Raw genomic sequence first — 19,858 nt, 5'->3', positions numbered from 1 at the left:
ATAAACTGGCGCGCGTCGTGCTAGCCGAGCACGAACACGAACAGCGCGACGCCGGCGGCGAGCGTTAAGAAGAGCACGCTCCGACCGATGCCGGTCCGGATCTCGACGTCGGCGCCGGCGCGGCCGAGCGTCTCGCGCGGATGCATCCCGATCCACTCGACGGTCGCGATCGCGTGCATCACCCAGCGGTCGACGGCGGCCCACAGCTCGGTGACTCCCCAGACCGACCCGCGAGCGAGGTAGAACGCGGCGGGGTACGTCACGGCGTCGATGTCCCGCATGTGGTGGGCGAGCCAGCCAAGCGGGCGCTTCAGCGCGAAGAAGCCGACGAAGCCGGCCCCCAGCAGCCACGCCGACTCGGTCAGGTGGCTCGCGCTGTAGGGGTGCAGCTCCGGCGCAACCTCGGCCGTGAACGGCATCAGATCGACGAGGTAGGTGTAGGTGAGCGGCGTGCCGAAGAAGACGCACGCGCCGCCCGCGAGCACCATCCCGGCGGTCTGGAACGCGGTGGCGTCCTTGGGCGACAGCGTCGCCGAGCCGTGGAAGAACATGTAGTAGCCGAGCTTGATGAACGACATGAACGTCCCCACGCCGCCGAGGATCAGCAGCCACCAGAGTAACCCCTCGCCGAAGAGTAGCTCGAAGTTGTGGATCTTGTGCGCGGAGTCGATCACCATCCCCTTCGAGATGAACCCGTTGAACCCCGGAACGGCAGTAATCGACGCCGCGCCGACGAGGTACACGAGGAAGGTGACCGGCATCACCCGCCAGAGCCCGCCCATGTCCCTGATGTCCTCCACGCCGGTCCGGTAGATCACGACGCCGACCGCCATGAACAGCAGGCTCTTGTAGAGGACGTTGTTGAACAGGTGCGCGAACCCGCCGGTGACCGCGAAGTCGCCGACGGCGGTCGCGAGCCCGAGCCCCGCCAGCATGTAGCCGACCTGCGCCTGGATATGGTACGACAGCAGGCGTCGCGGATCGTACTGTAGCAGCGCGAAGAAGGCGCCGTACACCGCCATGAACCCGCCGAGGTACGCGAGCCACATGCCGCCCTCGGGGAACGCGCGGTACATCACGTACACTGCGGTCTTCGTCGTGAACACCGAGAGGAACACCGACGCCGCGACGTGCGGGCGCGGGTAGGTGTCCGGCAGCCACGTGTGCAAGAAGATGAACCCGCAGTTGACGCCGATTCCAATCGCCGCGAGCACCGTCGCGGAGGCGTGGATCCCGGTCGTCGACGAGAACAGGAATATCTCGGCCGCCGGCACGCTCCCGAGCATCGACGCGCCGTGGACGACGACCGCGCCGAGGAAGACCGTCCCGCCGATCCCGTGGAACAGCGCGTAGCGGTAGCCCGCCCGGACCGCCGCCCCGCCGTACTGCCACACCAGCAGTGTCGAGGTGACGGCCATCAGCTCCCAGAAGAAGATCAGGGTGAGCCAGTCGCCGGCGTAGATCGTTCCGACCGTCGTGGCGACGTAGATCAGCGCGAACGCCGTCACCCACGTCGGGGCCTCGGTGCCGTACGCGTACAGCACCGCCGCCGTCGCGAGGAAGCCGACGACGACCCCCATCAACAGCGAGAACTGATCGACGTTGAGGAAGACCACGTCGAAGCCGAACAGTTGCGTCGCGAGGTGCGCTCCCGTCCCGCCGTCGCCGAGCAGAACGGCCTGCGCGAACGTGAACGCGGTCGCCAGCGCGGCCACTGCGTGACCGGACCGGCGCGGGAGCGCGAGCACGGCGAGCGCGGCGAACGCGAGCAGTACGTACGGCGGAACGGAGGTAAGAATCGGGTTCACGGCCGCATCACCCCCTCGGGGAGCCGCGTGTCAACGATGAGCTCGATCAGCTCCAGGAAGCCCATCTCGTAGGGGATCACGCCGAGCAGCACCGCGAGGCTCATCGCGGTGAGGATCGGCGCGAGCGTGAACCACGTCGACTCGCGCCCGCGGAGGGCGTCGAGCCCGGCAATGTGCTCCCAGCCGCCCGCGGGCGGTCCGCCGGCGTAGCCGTGGTCGTCGTGATCTGCGAGGTCTGTGTGGTCGTCATGGGCCTCGTGGTCGTCAGCACCGGCGTCGTCCGGATCGGTGTCGTCCGTTTCCGAGTCGTCGCCGCGCCCCACGCCGAACGGCACGTCGGCGTCGGAGGGTCGCTGGTCGACCGCGTAGTCGCCGGTGTCGACGCGCTCCGCGGGCTCGGAGAAGTCTCGGTCGCTCGTGTCGAAGTCCGGCCGGACAACCCCGTCCTCGTCGGTCGGGAGGTCGTCCATCTCCGCGTCTGGGATGTCGGAGTCGTCCGGGACCTCGGCGTCGTCACCGGCGGACTCCGCGTCCCCGGCGTTGACCGCCGAGTCGCCCTCGGCGCTCTCGACGACCTCGTCGATATCGGGGTCGTCGGCGCCTTCGTCGTCGTCATCGTTGCCACCATCTTCCGGCCGGCCACCGTCTGTGGCCGCGTCGTCCGCTGCGCGGCCCCCGTCCGTCGCCGCGTCGTCAGCTGCGCGGCCACCATCGGTCGCCGGCAGCGTCGACCGCGACTCCCCGCCCAGCCGGAAGTCGACGAGCGGCTTCGCGTCGTGGGCGTCCTCCGACTCGAAGAAGGCGGTGTAGATCACCGGCCAGAAGTACGCGATGTTGAGGACCCCCGAGAGCAGCAGCGCGCCGACGAGGTAGTAGGCGACCGGGGTGAGTTCGGCGCCCATCCGGATCCCGCCGATCAGCATGTAGTACTTGCTGACGAACCCGGCCAACAGCGGGATTCCGGCCATCCCGAGCGAGGCGACGGTAAAGGCCCCCATCGTCAGGGGCATCCGCTTGCCGATCCCCGCCATCTCGGAGATGTAGTCGGTGTGCGTCGAGACGTGGAGGTTTCCGGCACAGAAGAACAGGGTGAGCTTCATGAACGCGTGCGCCGGGATGTGGAGCAGCGCGCCGACGAGCCCGTACCAGCCGAACAGCCCGAGCCCGAGGATGATGTAGCTCAGCTGGCTCACCGTCGAGTAGGCGAGCCGCTGTTTCAGGTGGTCCTTCCGCATGGCGATGATCGAGGCCGCCGTCAGCGTGATCGCTCCGATAGTCGAGAGTACCAGTCCGGCCGAGAAGCCGAGCGGGAGCGAGAGGTCGAAGACGAGCTCCGGCCCGAACACGTCTAGGACGACCCGCGAGACGCCGAACGCGCCGGACTTGACGACCGCGACCGCGTGTAACAGTCCAGAGACGGGCGTCGGCGCCACCATCGCCTCGGGGAGCCACTGGTGGAGCGGCATGATCCCGGCCTTCACGCCGAATCCGATCGCCAGCAGGAAGAAGGCGAGCATCGCGAGGCCGGGGTCGGCGTTCGCCAGCTCCTCGATGCCGCCGGCCGTGAACGACACATTGCCGGCGATGAGGTAGACGAGGGCGGTCCCCGCGAGGACGAGCACGCCGCCGCCGAACATCGTGTACGCGAGGTACTTCCGGCCCGCCGCGCGGGCCTCGTCGGTCTCGTCGTGGGCGACGAGCGGGTACGTCGCGATCGAGAGGATCTCGTAGAAGACGAAGATCGTCACGAGATTGCCCGCGAACGCGATCCCCATCGTCGCCGACAGCGACACCGCGAACGCGGCGAAGTACCGGGTCTGGTTGGTCTCGTCGTTGCCGCGCATGTAGCCGATGCTGTAGAAGGAGGTGACGATCCACAGCCCGCTCGCGAGGAACGCGAACAGCATTCCCAGCGCGTCCGCGCGCAACACGAACTCGATCCCGGGCAGGAACGCGCCGAGCGACCACTCGAACACTGCGCCGTCGAGGACCGCCGGCAGCATCGAGGCGACGATCGCGAACTTCGCGACCGCCGCCGCGATCGTCCACCCCTCGCGGACGTTCGGGGAACGGTGCGACGCGACGATGAAGAACGCCGCGACGAACGAGACGAGGACCGCCAGTAGGGGACGTATATCGGGTGTAGCTTCTATCATGCGAACACCTCCGTGAGGAACGGATCGAACCACTCGAACAGCGCGTAGCCGCCGAAGCCGAGCGCGACCGTCGTCAGCGCCGCGAGGATCAGGATCACGAGCGGCGCCGGCGGGACGCGGTCCGGAACGAACCGCGACCGCGGCGCGCCAGCGACGGGCGTGAGGGGGCTGTCGTTCCCCTCGTCGCCGCCGATCAGGGCGTCGGTGGTCTGCGCGGACGGCGACTCGCTGCCGCCGTCGGCCGCGACGCCGTGGTCGGAGCCGTCGCCGTGTTCGTCACCGTGACTACCGTCGCCGTGCCCGTCAGAGAGCCCGACGCCCGCGAAGTAGAACCGCTCTATCACTCGCGCGACGTACGACAGCGTGAACAGCGTGCTGACGAAGATCACGACCGCGATCCCGATTCCGGCGGGGTCGCCTCCGCCCATGCTCGCCTCGACCGCGCCGACGCCGATGTACCACTTCCCGAGGAAGCCGATCGACGGCGGGATCCCGACGAGCCCGAGCCCGAGCAGGGCGACCGCCCCAGCCGTGTAGGGGGCGGACCGAGCTGCGCTCGCGAGGTCGTCGAGCTCGCGGGCGCCGTAGCCGAGCGCCAGCAGGCCGACCCCGAGGAACAGCCCGAACTTCAGCAGGCCGTGGCCGACCAGGTGAACGATTCCGCCGAGCAGCGCGGTCTCGTTCGCGAGCGCGACCGCCGCGACGATCATCCCGAACTGGGCGACCGAGGAGTACGCGAACATCCGCTTGAGGTCGGACTGCATCGCGGCGAGCGCGGAGCCCGCGAGGATCGATGCGCCGGCGACGATCAGCATCACCGTCGTGATCGCGTCGTTGGCCGCGAGGAAGTCGACCGTGAAAACGGTGTATGACACCCGGATCAGCGCGTACGCGCTCGCGGTCGACACGAGCGCCGCGACGATGGTCGTCACCGCGTCCGGCGCGCGCTGGTACGCGTCCGGCTGCCACGCGTGGATCGGGAACACGGCGATCTTCAGCCCGAGCCCGGCGACGATCAGCGCGTAGCTCGCGCGGATCAGCGGGTCGGCGTAGCTCGCCTGCTCGACGATCTGGACCTGCATGTCGAGCATGTTCAGCGTCCCCGTCGCGAGGAAGGCGTAGCCGACGCCCAGCAGGTACAGCGAGGCGCCGACCGTCCCGACCACGAGGTACTTCAGCGAGGCGTACGCGCTCGCGCCGGACCGGTCGGCCGCGATAAGCGCGTACGTCGAGATCCCGACGATCTCCAGGAAGACGAACATGTTGAACAGGTCGCCCGTGAGCACGAGTCCGGTGAGCCCGCCGACTAAGAGCAGGTACCCGCTGTAAAACGCGTTGCCCCGCGGGCCGGCCACCCGTGCGAACGCGAGCGTCGCCAGCGAGACGACGGCGACCAGCGCGAGCACCGCGACCGACAGCTCGTCGGCCACCAGCTCGATCCCGATCGGCGGCTCGTACGTGCCGAGCGCGTGCGAGAGCGTCCCGTCGCGGGCCACCTCGACGCCGATCGCGGTCGCGAGCCCTGCCAGGGCGGTCGTCGCGACCGCCGCGACCGGCCAGCCCGCGCGTTCGTACTTCAGCCCGAGCGCGATCGGGAGCGTCGCCGCGACGAGCGGGAGGGCGATGGCAACAGGGAGGAGCACGTCACTCATCGGTCTCACCTCCGCCGGCCCCGCCGACGGACGGTCGTTCCGGGAGCGATCCCTCGTCGCGCAGCAGCTCTCGGAGCACGTCGGTTCGGAGCGTCCCGTACTCGTCGTAGATCCGGATACAGAGCGCGAGCCCCACCGCGGTGAGGCTCACGCCGACGACGATGGCGGTGAGCACGATCACGTGCGGGAGCGGGCTGACGAACGTCTCCGTCTCGGCCGCGCCCTCGGGAACGATCGGCATCGCGCCGCCCTCGACGTACGCCGAGGTGATGAACAGCAGGAATATCGCCGTCTGGAACAGGTTGAGGCCGATAATCTTCTTCACGAGGTTGGGATTGGCGATCATCATGTAGAGCCCGATACACAGTAGCAGCGCGAACGCGACGTACGCGTGTCTCGTCGTCAACACGTCGACCGCCGAGGCCGTCGCGGTCCCGGACGCGAGGACGGGAGCGACCCCCGACACGGCGTCGAGGATGGCGTCCGTCATCGGTCACCTCCGGCGTCGGCCGCGTCCTCTTCGAGGGAACCGGTCTCGTCGATCGACCCGTCCTCGCCGAGAGAGCCGTTTCCGAACCCGCTGCCCTCGGAGTTGAACCCCCTCGCGAGCAGGAAGAACAGCCCCATGAGCACGCCGCTCACGATGGGGGCGATACCGACGACCTCCACGCCCTCCATCCCGTACTTGACGGGATCGAGGATCGGGATCGGGAGGAGGTCGTACTGGAGGAACGCCCCGCCGAGCGCGACCGGGACGAGCCCGATGCCGGCGAACGCGAGCGCGCCGCCGACCGCGAGCGCGACGACGACGGTGTTCGCGAGCCAGTCCCGCGTCGACTCGATGCCGAACGCGAACGCGATCATGAACACCACCGCGGCCATGATCGCGCCACCCTGGAACCCGCCGCCAGGCGAGCCGCTCCCGTGGAAGGTGATGAAGAGGCCGAAGGTGAACGCGAACGGCGCGACGATCTTCACGGTCGGCATGATCACCTGGCTCTCGGTGTATGGCGTCCCCTGCCGCTCCTCGGAGTCGAGCCGTCCCGACCGGGGGGCGGCGCGGTGCGGCGGGAGGTCGGAGTCGGCGTCAGCGGATGCCCCTGCCTCGCTGTCCGCGGCCGCGTCGGTGGTTGTGTCGGTCATATCGGTGTCGTCGACGTCGTCGCTCATGCGAACACCTCTCGATGGAGTACGATCAGCGCCGCGATCCCGCCGGCGAAGACGACGACCGCCTCGCCGAAGGTGTCGAACCCACGGAACGCCGCCAGCACCGCCATCACCGTGTTCTCGACGTGCGTCTGCGCGTACGTCTCCGTGAGGTACCACTGCGTCACGTCCGGGTTCGACCAGACCGGCGCGTCCGGCGAGCCGATCGCCGGGATGTCGCCCATGGTGAGCAGCAGCCCGGCGAACAGGAACCCGGCGGCGCCCGCGGCGGGGAGGTTCACCTCCTCGAAGACCGCGTCGTGGTCGATCCGGGTCGTCTTCGCGAGCGTCAACAGCAGCAGGACGGTCGTCACGCCGGCCGAGATCGCGGCCTCCGTCAGCGCCACGTCGGGCGCGCGGTAGAACGTGTACAGCGCGGCCATCCCAAGGCTGTACGCCCCGAAGACGATGACCGCCGCGAGCACGTCTCGGGCGAGCGCGGTCGCGAGCGCCGTGAGCACGACGAACGCGAGCAGGCTCGCCTCGATCGCGGTGACCTGCGCCGCGACCGGGGAGGCGAAGCCGGAAACCGTCATCGGCGCTCGTCCCCCTCGGTCCACGGCACGATCCCCTCCTCGAAGGCGGCCCGGGCGATCCCGTGGGCCGCCGTCGGGTTCGTTACGAAGATGAAGAACAGCAGGAGCACGCTCTTGACGCCGGCGGCCTCCCAGCCGATCGTCAGCGCGACCGCGGCCAGCCCGAAGCCGGCGCCGAGCGTGTCCGCCTGCGAGGCGGTGTGCGCCCGCGAGTACACGTCCGGCAGCCGGAGGACGCCCGTCATCGAGACGAACGAGAAGAACAGCCCGAGCAGCGTGAAGGCGACGACGAGCGCCACGCGGGCGGTCCCGAGCGCGTCCATCACAGCACACCACCCCGCTCGACGGTGAACTTCGAGATGGCGATCGCCATCAGGAAGTTCAACAGCGCGTACACCAGAGCGATGTCGAGGAACGTCGGCTCCGAGAGCGCGGCGCTCAGGATTGCGAGGATGACGACGGTGTTCGTCCCGAGGACGTTCACCGCGAGCACCCGGTCCTGCATCGTCGGGCCCTTCACGGCCCGATAGAGCATCCCGATCGCGAGCACGGTGAACCCCGCGGCCGCGAGGAGCAGGAAGTCGCCGACCGTGTAGCCGGCGACGAGCGCGGCGTCGACGACGCTCATTCGCCGGTCACCTCCTCCGTTTCCGCCTCGTCGTCCTCGTCAACGGGCGACGCTCCGCCGTCGGCGGCGACGATCGGCAGCTCCTCGGTCGCGTCCGGCCCCTGCAAAATTGCGCAGTCGTCGCGCTCGCGGGGAGTGGGGAGCCGCGCAGACGCCCGTCCGTAGTAGACGAACCGCGTCCAGCGCTCTAAGGAGCCGTCGAAGAGCCCGTCGCGGGCCGACGGGATGAGCGAGTGGACGTACAGGTCGCTGTCGCGGGCGCGGACCGTCAGCGTTCCCGGCGTCAGCGTGATCGAGTTCGCGAGCGTCATCAGCGGGAGCCCGCTGCCGACGATCACGCGCATCCGGTTCATCGTCGGCTCGATCGGGAGTCGCGGGTCCAGTATCACCCGCGCGACCTCCACGTTCGCCTTGACGATCTCGAAGAGGAGGACGGGGACGTAGATCACGCCGCGGAGCACCCGCATCGGCGTCCGCGGGATCGCGGGCTCGACGTCGATGCTGACGCTCGAGAGGGTGATCGAGACGATCGCCGCCGTCGCGACGCCGGTCACCCAGTCGAACCAGTAGAACGGGTCGCCGAGCAAGAGGTAGAAGGCCAGCGAGAAGCCGAACATCGCGAGGGACCGCTTTCCGGTCGCCTCGCTCCGGAGCCGCTCGCGGCGGGTCGGCCGGGTCACCGGCGCCGTCTCGACGGTCAGCGAGGTGTTCGACAGCGCGAACTCCAGCGGCTGGAGCAGGGTGGTGTTGCCGACGGGGCTGTACTCCGGGTCGAGCAGCACCGCGTCGGCGCCGTGCTCCTCCGCGTAGGCGGCGAGCACCCGGACGTAGTCGTCCGGCCCGAACAGGTACTCGTCGCCGCCGATGAGCTCAGTCGCGACCGTCACCGGGGGCCGTTCCCCGTCGAGGTCGTCGAGGTCGGAGTTCGCCCACGCCTCGGCGCGTTCGAGCACGCGTTCGGCCGACGCGGCACGGTCCTCGGCGCCCGGATCGCCGTCGCGCCACGACGCGATCTCCACGAGGTGGATCGCCGAGAAGCCGTCCTCGACCGCCGCCTCGACCGCGTGCGAGATCGTCGCGCGGAGGGTCTGAGTCGGTTCGACGGGCACGACGAGCCCTCCCGTCGGGGCGGACGGAGACCCGTACTCCGGGTCGCTGCCGGAACCTGCGTCCCCGTCACCCACGCCGCCGCCCGCGGCCTCGCTACCGGCGTCGGTGTCGCCGTCGGTGTCAGCCACCCACCACACCTCCGACGGAGCCGAGTTTCGCCGTCTCTATGCACATGTGTATCTCTGTCCCGATCCTTCTTCTACCGCCTCAAAACAGTTTGTATCCGCGACGGTTTCGGGGTAGCGAGGGGCGAACGCGCGGTCGGCCCGATCGGTTCGTCCTTACGCCGATCGCCCGAGATCCGCGGCCAGCCGGTCGGCGATCCGGCCCGCGACGGCGTCCTTCGAGCCGGCCGCCTCCTCCGGCTCGGTCCCCTCCTCGCCGACGAGGAGGACGCGGGTCTCGTCGTCGCCCATCACGCTCGCGTCGTTGGCGACGACGAACGCGAGCCCGACTCGGTCGCGGATCCGCTCGGCCTCTGCGACCATCGCGTCGTCGTCGCCGGAGGTCTCGGCCTTGAACCCGACGATCGGGAGGTCCGGGTACGCCTCTCGCACCGAGTCGATCAGCTTCGGCGTCGGCTCCAGATCGACCGACAGCGGCGATCCGGAGCGGATCTTCTCGTTGACCGCGTCGGCGGTGAAATCGGAGATCGCCGCCGCGGAGACCAGCGCGTCCGCGGTGGCCGCGGTCCGGCGACACGCCTCCATCATCTCTTCCGCAGTCTCGACCGCGACCACGTCGGCGTAGGGGACCTCGGGGCCGTCCTGCACCAGCGTCACGGTCGCGCCCCGGACGTACAGCGCCCGGGCGACCGCCCGCCCGGTCTTCCCCGACGCCCGGTTCGTCAGGATCCGGATCGGGTCGATCCGCTCTTTCGTCGCGCCCGCGGTGACGACGACGTGCGCTCCGGAGAGCGTCTGGGACGTCGTCGCGCGGGCGACCTCCGTGACGATGTCGTCCTCAGTAGCGATCTTCGCTTTCCCCTCCTCGATCCGCGGGTCGGCGAAGCGGACGCCCCACGACTCCAGGCGGTCGAGCGCCTCCAGCACGCCCGGGTGGTCGTACATCGGCTCGTGCATCGCCGGCGCCATCACCACCGGCACGTCCGCGCCGAGCGCGGTCGTCGCACAGGTCGTGACCGGGGTGTCGTCGATCGCGGCCGCGACCTTCCCGGCGGTGTTCGCAGTCGCGGGCGCGAGCAGGAGCACGTCGGCCCACCCGTCCCGGCCGCACAGCTCGACGTGTTCGACGCTCCCGGTGATCTCGGTGACGACGGGCTCGTCGGTCGCGAAGTCGACCGCCCACGGGTGGACGATGTTCGTCGCCGCCGGGGACATGACGGCGCGCACGCTCGCGCCGCGGCGGCGCAACTCGTGGGCGAGTTCGACGACCTTCACCGCCGCGATGCTCCCCGAGACGCCGAGCGCGACGTTGACCCCCTGTAGCATTACCGAGAGGGTTCCGGCCCCGACGGCTTATAAGGTGTCGTTGCGGAACGGCGTTCCTCCGCGGTCGCCGCGCCGGCGGGAGGGCCGGCGGCTTCGGCGGCGAGCTACTCCGCGATCTCGACGGTGATCTCGTCGCGCTCGACGGCCAGCTTGAACGTCGGCACGGTCCGGTAGACGACCTCGACGACGTTCTTGCGTTCCAGGCTCCGGAGCGCGCGCCGCACCTCGTCCACGTCGGGGTCGAGGTCGAACGCCTCGCGGACCGCGTTGAGCACGGCCACGACCGACTGCGAGCGCTCGTCGGGGGCCGCCACGACCTCGAACACCCGCGCCTCCAGCTCGGGGACGCGGATCGTCTCCGGCGCGCCGCCCTTGGCGACGGCGTCGGCCTCGATCCCGGGCTCGACGTCGACGAGGTCGTTCGCCTCGGCGGTCGACCGGATCAGGCTATCGTCGTCGCGGTAGTAGTACTCCTTCAGGTGGTTCTCGAGGTACTGGTGGACCTCGCTGCCGCCGTCGAGCCCCCACGCGTCCTGCAGCTCGCCGTTCTTCGTCGGCTGGAGCCGGACGATGTCGGCGAGCCGGCTCCGCTCCTCGTCGGTCAGGCTCATCTGTCCTCGACCGCGCTCGCGGCGCGGATCACCGTCTCCTCGTCGAACTTCGGCCCGACGAGCTGGAGGCCGACGGGGAGCCCGTCGGCCTCGCCCGCGGGAACCGAGATCGCGGGGAGGTTCGCGAGGTTCACCGGCGTCGTGTTCGCGTCCGCGAGGTACATCCGGAGCGGGTCGTCGAGGCTCTCGCCGAGCTCGAAGGGGAGCACCGGCATCGTCGGCGACGCGATCACGTCCACGTCCGCGAACGCGTCCTCGAAGTCCCGCCGGACCCACGCCCGGGCGTCCTGCGCCTTCTTGTAGTACTTGTCATGGTAGCCCGCCGAGAGCGCGTACGTGCCCAGCAGGATCCGGCGTTTGACCTCCGCGCCGAACCCCTCCTCGCGCGTCTCCGCGAACGACTCGTTCCAGTTGCCGTCCGACTCGGCGCGGCTCCCGTACCGCACGCCGTCGAAGCGCGCGAGGTTCGAGGAGGCTTCGGCCATCGCGATGACGTAGTACGCCTGCACCGCGTGCTCGACGGATGGGAGCGATATTTCGGTGGTCTCGGCTCCTTGCGCCTCCAGATCCGCGATCGCGGCCTCGACCGTCTCGACGACGCGCTCGTCGGCGCCCTCGAACAGCTCCGTGGGGACGCCGACGGTGAGTCCGTCCACGTCGCCGTCTGCGGCCGCCGCGTAGCTCGCGTCGGGGTCCGCGCCCTCGACCTCGCTCAGGTCCCGAGTGGTTCCGTCGTGCGGGTCCGGGCCCGCGATGGCGTCGAGCGCGGCCGCGGCCTCCTCGACGGTGCCCGCGATCGGCCCGATCTGTTCGAGCGAGTTCGCGTAGGCGACGAGGCCGTAGCGCGAGACGAGCCCGTAGGTTGGCTTGATGCCGACGACGCCGCAGAACGCGGCCGGACAGCGCACCGACCCGCCCGTGTCCGAGCCGAGCGCCACGTCGGCCTCGCCCGCGGCGACCGCGGCCGCTGACCCGCCCGAGGAGCCGCCCGGGACGCGCTCCGGGTCGACCGGGTTCTTGGTCGGGCCGAACGCGGAGGTCTCCGTGGTCGTCCCCATCCCGAACTCGTCCATGTTCGTCTTCCCGACGATCGTCGCGCCCGCCTCCGTGAGGCGGTCGACCACCGTCGCGGAGTACGGCGGGACGTAGTCGGCGAGCATCTCCGAGCCGCAGGTGGTCCGGATCCCCTCCGTGGAGATGTTGTCCTTGACCGCGACGGTCGCGTCCGCGAGGGGTCCCTCAGCGTCCGCATCGCCCTCGATCGTTTCCTCCGTGATGAAGGCGTTGTGGTCGGCCGCCATCTACGACACCTTCGGCCCCACGAAGAAGCCGTCTTCCGTCTCCTCGGCGTTCGACAGCGCCTCCTCCTGTGAAAGCCCCGCCTCGACCTCGTCGGGGCGCATCACGTTGACGAGCTCCTCTTCTCGCTCGGTCTCGGGCACCTCGTCGAGCGCCTCGAAGTAGTCGAGGATGTCGCCGAACTGGTCGGCGAACGCCGCGACCTCGTCGTCGTCAAGCCGGACGCGAGCCAGATCCGCGACGTGCCGGACTTCCTCGGCGTCGACGGCGGCCGCGGCGTCGTCGCCCCCGTCGGGCGCCTCCCCCGCGTCATCCGTCGAGTCGGACGTATCGCTCATACGCTGAGGTGTTCCGCTCCGGGAGTAAGGGTTTCGGAACGTCGCATCGCTCGGCCGTGACGGTCGGCCGTGTCGGTTTGGGTCAGTCCCGCACGGCGTCGACGAAGGAGAGCCAGCGCTCGTGGCCGTCGAGCGTCGCTGAATCGTGTTCGTCGGCGAAGTCGGGATGACGGATCGTCTCTAAGGCGTTCAGCGCCCGGTCGATCCCGACGATCTCGTCGGCGAGCGTCTCGGCGGTCTCGCGATCGAGCGGGAGGTCGATCGCGTCGGTATCGGTGGTCTCAGTGTCACCGTTCTCGCCTCTCAGACGAGCCATCCGTCGCTCGCGCTCCGCGCGGAGCGTCGTCTTCACCGACGAGACCTTTCGGTCGATCTCGGCCGGGACCGTCTCGATCGCTCGCGTCTCCACGATGAACTCGGAGAGGTCGACCTCGGTTCCATCAATAGTTACCGTGTCCGGGACCGAGGCGCCGACCGTCGCGCTCTGACTGGTGACCTGATCGAGTATTGCCTCCCGCTCGGACTCGTCCATGGAGTTGGCTTCGTGGCCGCCGAGAAAATGTGCTGCGGTGGCGGTTCGAGCGCTACAGCAGGTCGTTCGAGACGAGTCGGTCGACCGCCTCGCGGAGGCGCTCCTCGCTCGCGGCGTACGAGATACGGGCGTACCCCGGCGCGTTGAACGCGCTGCCGGGGACGCAGGCGACGGAGGCCTCCTCGATGGCGGCCTCGCACCACGCCTGATCGTCCTCATCTACCGGGATCATCATGTAGAACGCGCCGTCGCCCACGTCGACGTCGACGCCGTGCTCGTCGAACAGGTCGACGAGGAGGTCGCGACGGTCGCGGAACGCGTCGCGCATCTCCGTGACCGACTCGTCGGTGTTCTCGAGGGCCTCGACGCCCGCGCGCTGGACGAAGTTCACAGCGCAGGAGACGGAGTGCGAGTGGAGCTTGCCGGCCTGCCCGACGAACTCCTCGGTCGCGTGGAGGTAGCCGAGCCGCCAGCCGGTCATCGAGTACGCCTTCGAGAAGCCGTTGATCGTGACCGTCCGGTCGGCCATCCCGTCGAGGCTCGCGAGCGAGAGATGGTCGGCGTCGTAGGTGATCTGCTCGTAGATCTCGTCGGAGATCACGGCGACGTCGTGTTCGACGGCGAGGTCGCGGACGCCCTCCAAGGCGGCCTCCGAGAACACGGCGCCCGTGGGGTTCGACGGGGAGTTGACGACGAGCAGCTCGGTGTCGTCCGAGACCGTCTCCGCGAGCTGATCGAGGGCGGGCTCCAGCTGGAACCCGTGCGGGGCCAGATCGACCCGCGAGAGGTCGGCGCCGGCGAGCTTCGCCATCGCCTCGTAGGAGACCCACGCCGGATCGAGGAGGACGACCTCGTCGCCGTCGTCGATCAGCGTCTGGAATGTCTCGTACAGCGCCTGCTTGCCGCCGGGGGTGACGATCACCTCGTCGGCGTCGGCGTCGATACCGGTGCCGCGGAGCTTCTCGGCGATGGCCTCCTTGAGTTGGGGAATCCCGTTCGAGGAGGTGTAGCCCGTGTGACCCGCGTCGAGGGCGTCCTTGCCGGCCTCGACGATGTTCTCCGGGGTGTCGAAGTCGGGCTCGCCGACCGACAGGTCGACGATGTCGGCGCCCTCGGCCTCCTTTTCGGCTGCGAGGTTCGATATCGCCAGCGTGGCGCTGGGTGCTACGCGTCCGATCCGCTCTGAGAAGTCGTATGCGTCGCTCATTGTGGTGTCCTCCGTGTGTCGTCTCCGCCGGTCATTCGAGTTCCTCCGCGAGGTCGATCGCGGCCTCGGCGGCGTCCGCGCCCTTGTCGATGCGCTCGCGCGCCTCCGCGCCGGACATCCCCGGCCCGCTCACGCCGAACGTGACGGGGGTGTCGCGGTCGAGGCTCACCTGCGTGAGCTTGTCGGCGGTCGCGCTCGCGATCACGTGGTCGTGGTCGGTGTCGCCGGTGACGATGGCGCCGACCACCGCGACGGCGTCGACGTCGTCGCGGCGCGCGAGCCGGTCGGCGGCCAGCGGGCTGTCGTAGGCACCCGGCACGCTCAGTTCGTCGACGATGACGGCGTCGCGGTCGGCGGCCGCCTCGCGGGCGGCCTCGGCCATCGGCTCCGTGACGGAGTCGTTGAACCGCGCCACCACCAGTCCCAGCGAGACCATACGCCCGCTCACACCGGGGGCGGCAAAGGTCTACCGTTCGACCGCGAGGTTGCCGGGCGAACGCGATCGGGAGTGGAGAGGGATCGGGTGATGAGTGTTTATAAATGGCCGATCGCGGTGGCGCGCGCCTCCGAGCGCCCTGATAAGGGCGCGAGGAGCGCCGCGCGAGGGAGTCGGTCGCCCGGAGCAGCGCGGAGGGCGACCGACGAGGCTGGGGAGGCGTGAGGTGCGGGGCGGTGCGGTCGGGTGGGACTCAAAGGGGCAGCCGTGGGGAGCGCGGAGGCGACGTAAGCACCGCAGGAACGAGCGAAGCGAGTGACGAGGAGCGCAGCGAGCGTGCGCGCTCCCCACGGCTGGGGCTTTGGAGGTGTTCACCGCAGAGCCGTCGATCACGTATCACCGAGCGGCTGGGACTTTGGAGATTTCTACCGGCGTACTCCTATCGATGATCGCTTATAAACAATCGTTCAAGCGTTCAAACACGCGTTTTCCGATATCGCAAACGCCCTACTTCGCGACTTTCGCCTCGAACTTCTCGCGGACCTTCTCCATCTTCGGTTTGGCGTGGAAGGTGCAGTAGGCGTCGTCGGGGTTCTTTGCGAAGTAGTCCTGATGCTTCTCCTCGGCGCGGTAGAACGTCTCCAGCGGCTCGATCTCGGTCACCACGTCGTCGTCGTACTCCTCGTCGAGCGCCTCGATATACGCCTCGGCAACCTCCTGCTGCTCGTCGTCGTGGGTGAGTACGATCGAGCGGTACTGGGTCCCCACGTCCGGGCCCTGTCGGTTGAGCTGGGTCGGATCGTGGACCTCGAAGAACGCCTCCAGCACCTTGTCGTAGGCGATCACGTCGGGATCGAACTCCACCTGCACGACTTCGGCGTGGCCGGTGTTGCCGGAGCAGACCTGTCTGTACGTGGGGTCGTCGGCGTGGCCTCCGGCGTAGCCGGACGTGACCGACTCGACGCCGTCGAGCAGTTCGAGCGCCGCCTCGGTACACCAGAAGCACCCGCCGCCGAGCGTCGCGGTTTCGAGCTGATTAGACATGGTTGGGGTAAGGGCTCGGAGACGTATTAATCACGCGCGCTTATGAGGAAGATGTGATTCACTGAGCGGGGTCCCGTTTATAAATCGATGACTACGGATCGACGGTGAACACCTCCAAAGCCCCAGCCGATGAGGCGGGCGCACGCTCGCTGTGCGCTTCAGTCGCTCGCTACGCTCGCTCCTTCCAGTGCTTACGTCGCCTGCGCCCGCCTCATCGGCTGCCCCTTTGAGTCCCACCCTGCCCCGCACAGCACCGCACCTCATACCTCCCCAGCCTCGTCGGTCGCCCTCCGCGCTGCTCCGGGCGACCGACTCCCTCGCGCGGCGCTCCTCGCGCCCGCTCGGCGCTCGGAGGCGCGCGCCATCGCAACCGGCGTATAAATGACATCTGCACACTCAGTTTTTAAGCCGCCAAACACCGACCCGACCGTATGAACGAACTCGCGGACCTGACCGAAACGCTGGTCGCGATCCCGTCGCACGAGGACGAGACCGCCGCCGGCGACGCGATCGAGGAGTGGCTCCGCGCGGAGACCGACGCGCGGATCGAGCGCGACGCGGTGGGAAACGTGATCGCTTATAAAGGCGAGACGAACGACTACGACGCCGACACGCTCGCGCTCGTGGGCCACCACGACGTGGTTCCCCCGGCCGACCGCCAGACGACCGGAGAGGGGAACGCGGGCGACTACGTCGTCGAGCGCCGCGACGGCCGGATATACGGCCGCGGCGCGGCCGACATGAAGGGCGCGGTGGCGGCCTGCATGCTCGCGTTCCGGGACGCGGAGCCGCCGGCCGACCGCGAACTCGCGTTCGCCTCGTTCGTCGGCGAGGAGGTCGGCGGGACGGGAGCGCGCCACGCGATCGCGGAGGGGTTCGCCCCCGGCCGCGCGGTCGTCGCCGAGGGATCGACGGCCTACTCGAAACCGGGCGTCACCGACGTGGTCGTCGCGCACAAGGGCCGGCGTGCCTCCACGCTCGTCGCGAGCGGGACCGCGGCGCACGCCTCTGAGCCCGAGGCCGGCGAGAACGCGGTCTACCGCGCGAGCGACGCCATCGACGTGATTCGGGGGCTCGACGCCCCGGAGGCGACCGTCTTCAGCGAATCCGTGACCGGGTCGCTCGCGGTGACGATGGTCCACGGCGGCGAGACGTGGAACGTGATCCCGGAGCGCTGCGAGGTGACGATCGACGAGCGCACCGTCCCGGGCGACCGCGCCGATATCGGTCGCGCCGCGGAGGCGGTCGACGGCGTCGCGTGGGAGGTGGATCAGGACCTCCCGCCGATGGCCTGCGGCGATGACGCATTCGCCGACGCCGCGCTCGCGGCGGCCCGCGAGGTCCACGACGAGCTGGGGCTCGACGCGCCCGAACACGTCGTCAAGCCCCACGCGACCGACGCCGGTTGGCTCGCCGAGGCCGGTACCGAGCCCCTCGTCTGCGGGCCCTCCGAGCCCGGCGAGGCGCACACCGAGACCGAGAGCGTCGGGATCGAGGTCCTCGATCGATGTTGCCGGATCTACCGAAACCTCGCCGAACGGGCGCTCTGACCCCGCCGAGACACGGTGCGTCTCGCGGAATTCGACGCTGCCGAGCGACCCCGTATGGAAGGGGTTTTATGCGACCCGGGGGAAGTGTGCGCCACTATGGGAGACAAGTCGAAGGCCCAAAAGAAGCGTCTGGCGAAGGCGGAACGCCAGAACACCCGCGTCCCCGCGTGGGTCATGATGAAGACCGACATGAACGTCACGCGAAACCCCAAGCGGCGCAACTGGCGCCGGAACGACCTGGACGAGTAAATGTCGACGAGTGATTTCGAGGAGCGCGTCGTCACCGTCCCGCTCCGCGACGCCAACGACAAGCCGGTCCAGGAACGCGCCGACTTCGCGATGAAGATCGTCCGCGAACACCTCGCGCAGCACTTCTCCGTCGACGAGGAGGAAGTCGTCATCGACACCTCGGTCAACGAGGCTGTCTGGGCGAACGGGCGACAGAACCCGCCGAGCAAGGTCCGCGTCCGCGCGGCCCGGTTCGTCGAAGACGACGAGCCGGTCGTCGAAGCCGAGCACGCCGAGTAACGTGTTACGGGCGACCTTCACCGGCTCGTCGTACGTGGGCGTGTTCGCCCGCGCGATCGACGACCTCCTGTTGGTCCGGCCGGACGTCGACGAGGAGCTCGCCGACGCGCTCGGCGAGGAACTGGGCGCCGAGCCCCTCCTCACGACGGTCGGCGGCGCCAACACCGTCGGCTCACTCGCGACAGGGAACGAGAACGGGGTTCTCGTCTCCGCGCGGGCCACCGAGCGGGAGCAGTCGCGGATCGCCGAGGCCGCCGACCGCGAGGTCAGCGAGCTCCCCGGCGAGATCAACGCGGCCGGGAACGTCGTCCTCGCGAACGACTACGGCGCCTACGTCCACCCGGACCTCCCGCGCGAGTCGATCGTGACGATCAAAGACACGCTGGACGTCCCCGTGGTCCGCGGCGACCTCGGCGACGTGCGAACGGTCGGCACCGCCGCGGTCGCCAACGACACGGGCGTCCTCTGCCACCCCCAGTCGACCGAGTCGGAGCTCCAGGCCGTCGAGGAGGCGCTCGACGTGCGAGCCGACCTCGGAACGATCAACTACGGCGCGCCGCTCGTCGGCTCCGGGCTCGTCGCCACCGACGAGGGGTACGTCGTCGGCGAGGACACTACCGGCCCGGAGCTGGGTCGGATCGAGGAGACGCTCGGCTTCATCGACTGAGGCCGACGCGCGCGTTTCGCCCCCCGGTCCTCGCTCGACTCTCGCCTGACGGGACCGCGCCCGGTCCGGCGATCCTGCTCCCCCTTTTTAAAACTCGACGCCGAGTTGCCGACGGTACGCCCGCAATCGAACGTCGGTCTCTGACGAAGTACTACGGCGACGTTCGCGGTAGCGAGGACGCGTCGTTCACCGTCGAGGACGGCGAAGTGTTCGGCTTTCTCCGGCCGAACGGCGCCGGGAAGACGACCGCGACCCGTACCCTTCTCGGATTCCTGTCGCCGACAGGCGGCGGGGCCATCCGACTCGGTCACGACGCGACCGACCTCGCCGGGTGATCGCGCGTCTGACGACAACAAATTACGTCTCGAAGGGCGTTTCAACGCTTCTTCGTTGCTTTTTCTGATGTTCGGCCGCGTCTCGATTTTTAGGAAGATACTTCCCTGTCCCTGCCGGATCGGTGAACATGAGTACCTACACGGTGAGTGGACGGTTCCAGAGCCGAGACGGCTTCCAGCCGTTCACCAAGGACGTCGAGGCGGAGAACGAGGACCTCGCCCGCGAGCGAATCTACACCACGGTCGGGAGCCAGCACAACCGGAAGCGCACCCAGATTGACATCGAGGAGGTGTCCGCGGCATGATGGGCGGCGGACAACAGCAGCTCCAGCAGCTCTCGCAGGAGCTGCAGGCGCTCGACGAGGAGATCGAGGCGCTCGAAGCCGAGATCGCCGACTATCAGGAGGAGCAGTCCGATATCGACGACGCGATCGAGGCGATCGAGACCCTCGATTCGGGCTCGACGGTGCAGGTCCCGCTCGGCGGCGGCGCCTACGTGCGCGCCGAGGTTCAGGACATCGACGAGATCATCGTCTCGCTCGGCGGCAACTACTCCGCGGAGCAGAGCGAAGAAGACGCCATCGACGTGCTCGGTCGCAAGCGCGACGCGCTCGACGAGCGCATCGAGGAGACGCAGGAGGAGGTCGACGAGCTTGAGACCGAGAGTGACGAGCTCGAACAGCAGGCCCAGCAGATGCAACAGCAGATGCAGCAGCAGCAGATGCAGCAGATGCAGCAGGGCGAAGGCGGCGAGGAGTAAGGTC

General features: G+C 69.1%; 23 protein-coding genes and 1 pseudogene. 7 read left to right on the top strand and 17 right to left on the bottom strand.

Annotation, left to right across the window (positions count from 1 at the left end):
* Positions 1-20: 20 nt before the first annotated feature.
* The 17 genes from ACP96_RS16680 to msrA form a co-directional block, all read right to left on the bottom strand.
* Positions 21-1,808, bottom strand: coding sequence for a Na(+)/H(+) antiporter subunit D (locus ACP96_RS16680; protein WP_050034156.1), 1,788 nt, complete (start codon positions 1,806-1,808; stop codon positions 21-23).
* A complete protein-coding gene (locus ACP96_RS16675; protein WP_050034155.1) occupies positions 1,805-3,964 on the bottom strand; it encodes a cation:proton antiporter in 2,160 nt (719 codons plus the stop codon). The genes ACP96_RS16680 and ACP96_RS16675 overlap by 4 nt, the downstream gene beginning before the upstream one ends.
* A complete protein-coding gene (locus tag ACP96_RS16670; protein WP_050034154.1) occupies positions 3,961-5,616 on the bottom strand; it encodes a proton-conducting transporter transmembrane domain-containing protein in 1,656 nt (551 codons plus the stop codon). Before ACP96_RS16670 ends, ACP96_RS16675 begins: the two co-directional genes overlap by 4 nt.
* Complete coding sequence (locus ACP96_RS16665) at positions 5,609-6,106, bottom strand: cation:proton antiporter subunit C (protein WP_200895718.1); 498 nt, start codon at positions 6,104-6,106, stop codon at positions 5,609-5,611. Before ACP96_RS16665 ends, ACP96_RS16670 begins: the two co-directional genes overlap by 8 nt.
* Positions 6,103-6,786, bottom strand: a complete 684-nt coding sequence (locus tag ACP96_RS16660) for an MnhB domain-containing protein (RefSeq protein ID WP_050034153.1) — start codon at positions 6,784-6,786, stop codon at positions 6,103-6,105. Before ACP96_RS16660 ends, ACP96_RS16665 begins: the two co-directional genes overlap by 4 nt.
* Positions 6,783-7,358, bottom strand: a complete 576-nt coding sequence (locus tag ACP96_RS16655) for a DUF4040 domain-containing protein (RefSeq protein ID WP_050026230.1) — start codon at positions 7,356-7,358, stop codon at positions 6,783-6,785. The genes ACP96_RS16660 and ACP96_RS16655 overlap by 4 nt, the downstream gene beginning before the upstream one ends.
* The gene (mnhG, locus tag ACP96_RS16650) at positions 7,355-7,681 is read right to left on the bottom strand and encodes a monovalent cation/H(+) antiporter subunit G (RefSeq protein WP_050026232.1); all 327 of its coding nucleotides are present in this window, start codon (positions 7,679-7,681) and stop codon (positions 7,355-7,357) included. The genes ACP96_RS16655 and mnhG overlap by 4 nt, the downstream gene beginning before the upstream one ends.
* The gene (locus ACP96_RS16645; RefSeq protein ID WP_004050115.1) at positions 7,681-7,986 is read right to left on the bottom strand and encodes a cation:proton antiporter; all 306 of its coding nucleotides are present in this window, start codon (positions 7,984-7,986) and stop codon (positions 7,681-7,683) included. Before ACP96_RS16645 ends, mnhG begins: the two co-directional genes overlap by 1 nt.
* The gene (locus ACP96_RS16640; protein ID WP_152663364.1) at positions 7,983-9,224 is read right to left on the bottom strand and encodes a monovalent cation/H+ antiporter subunit E; all 1,242 of its coding nucleotides are present in this window, start codon (positions 9,222-9,224) and stop codon (positions 7,983-7,985) included. The genes ACP96_RS16645 and ACP96_RS16640 overlap by 4 nt, the downstream gene beginning before the upstream one ends.
* 153 nt (positions 9,225-9,377) lie before the next feature.
* Positions 9,378-10,547 (bottom strand): bifunctional phosphopantothenoylcysteine decarboxylase/phosphopantothenate--cysteine ligase CoaBC, encoded by a 1,170-nt coding sequence (coaBC, locus tag ACP96_RS16635; protein ID WP_050034152.1) that lies wholly within the window; start codon positions 10,545-10,547, stop codon positions 9,378-9,380.
* Between the two features lie 104 nt (positions 10,548-10,651).
* Positions 10,652-11,158, bottom strand: coding sequence for a DUF5797 family protein (locus tag ACP96_RS16630; protein WP_050026236.1), 507 nt, complete (start codon positions 11,156-11,158; stop codon positions 10,652-10,654).
* Positions 11,155-12,459 carry an Asp-tRNA(Asn)/Glu-tRNA(Gln) amidotransferase subunit GatA gene (gatA, locus tag ACP96_RS16625; protein WP_050034151.1) on the bottom strand — a complete coding sequence of 435 codons (1,305 nt, stop codon included), beginning with the start codon at positions 12,457-12,459 and terminating at the stop codon, positions 11,155-11,157. The genes ACP96_RS16630 and gatA overlap by 4 nt, the downstream gene beginning before the upstream one ends.
* Positions 12,460-12,795 carry an Asp-tRNA(Asn)/Glu-tRNA(Gln) amidotransferase subunit GatC gene (gene gatC / locus ACP96_RS16620; RefSeq protein WP_050026238.1) on the bottom strand — a complete coding sequence of 112 codons (336 nt, stop codon included), beginning with the start codon at positions 12,793-12,795 and terminating at the stop codon, positions 12,460-12,462.
* An 82-nt stretch (positions 12,796-12,877) separates the two neighbouring features.
* Complete coding sequence (locus tag ACP96_RS16615) at positions 12,878-13,327, bottom strand: DUF5788 family protein (RefSeq protein WP_050026240.1); 450 nt, start codon at positions 13,325-13,327, stop codon at positions 12,878-12,880.
* 52 nt (positions 13,328-13,379) lie between these two features.
* Entirely contained in the window at positions 13,380-14,534 is a 1,155-nt protein-coding gene (locus ACP96_RS16610; RefSeq protein ID WP_050026243.1) for a pyridoxal phosphate-dependent aminotransferase, read from the bottom strand.
* Between the two features lie 31 nt (positions 14,535-14,565).
* On the bottom strand, positions 14,566-14,970 hold the full coding sequence (gene ribH / locus ACP96_RS16605; protein WP_050034150.1) for a 6,7-dimethyl-8-ribityllumazine synthase: 405 nt from the start codon (positions 14,968-14,970) through the stop codon (positions 14,566-14,568).
* Between the two features lie 507 nt (positions 14,971-15,477).
* Complete coding sequence (gene msrA / locus ACP96_RS16600; RefSeq protein WP_050026246.1) at positions 15,478-16,014, bottom strand: peptide-methionine (S)-S-oxide reductase MsrA; 537 nt, start codon at positions 16,012-16,014, stop codon at positions 15,478-15,480.
* Positions 16,015-16,445: 431 nt separating this feature from the next.
* Between msrA and ACP96_RS16595 the strand changes: the two genes are divergently transcribed.
* The 7 genes and pseudogenes from ACP96_RS16595 to pfdA all read left to right on the top strand — a co-directional run bounded on the left by ACP96_RS16595 (position 16,446) and on the right by pfdA (position 19,854).
* Positions 16,446-17,564: a M20 family metallopeptidase gene (locus ACP96_RS16595; protein ID WP_050034149.1), complete on the top strand. Its 1,119-nt coding sequence runs from the start codon at positions 16,446-16,448 to the stop codon at positions 17,562-17,564.
* Between the two features lie 96 nt (positions 17,565-17,660).
* Positions 17,661-17,813 (top strand): 50S ribosomal protein L39e, encoded by a 153-nt coding sequence (locus tag ACP96_RS16590; RefSeq protein ID WP_004050128.1) that lies wholly within the window; start codon positions 17,661-17,663, stop codon positions 17,811-17,813.
* Positions 17,814-18,092 carry a 50S ribosomal protein L31e gene (locus tag ACP96_RS16585; protein WP_050026057.1) on the top strand — a complete coding sequence of 93 codons (279 nt, stop codon included), beginning with the start codon at positions 17,814-17,816 and terminating at the stop codon, positions 18,090-18,092. It abuts the gene before it with no gap.
* A 1-nt stretch (position 18,093) separates the two neighbouring features.
* Positions 18,094-18,759 carry a translation initiation factor IF-6 gene (locus ACP96_RS16580; protein ID WP_050026056.1) on the top strand — a complete coding sequence of 222 codons (666 nt, stop codon included), beginning with the start codon at positions 18,094-18,096 and terminating at the stop codon, positions 18,757-18,759.
* A gap of 125 nt (positions 18,760-18,884) precedes the next feature.
* Positions 18,885-19,082, top strand: a pseudogene (locus tag ACP96_RS18310) (ATP-binding cassette domain-containing protein); the annotation flags it as partial.
* A gap of 140 nt (positions 19,083-19,222) precedes the next feature.
* Entirely contained in the window at positions 19,223-19,399 is a 177-nt protein-coding gene (rpl18a, locus tag ACP96_RS16575; protein ID WP_050026054.1) for a 50S ribosomal protein L18Ae, read from the top strand.
* Positions 19,399-19,854, top strand: coding sequence for a prefoldin subunit alpha (gene pfdA / locus ACP96_RS16570; RefSeq protein ID WP_050026052.1), 456 nt, complete (start codon positions 19,399-19,401; stop codon positions 19,852-19,854). Before rpl18a ends, pfdA begins: the two co-directional genes overlap by 1 nt.
* Positions 19,855-19,858: the final 4 nt, after the last annotated feature.

Origin of the sequence: Halorubrum halophilum (assembly GCF_000739595.1) — an archaeon.
Taxonomy (GTDB): Archaea; Halobacteriota; Halobacteria; order Halobacteriales; family Haloferacaceae; genus Halorubrum; species Halorubrum halophilum.
The sequence above is the reverse complement of the archived record's forward strand: the minus strand, read 5'-3'. Positions and strand labels throughout refer to the sequence as shown.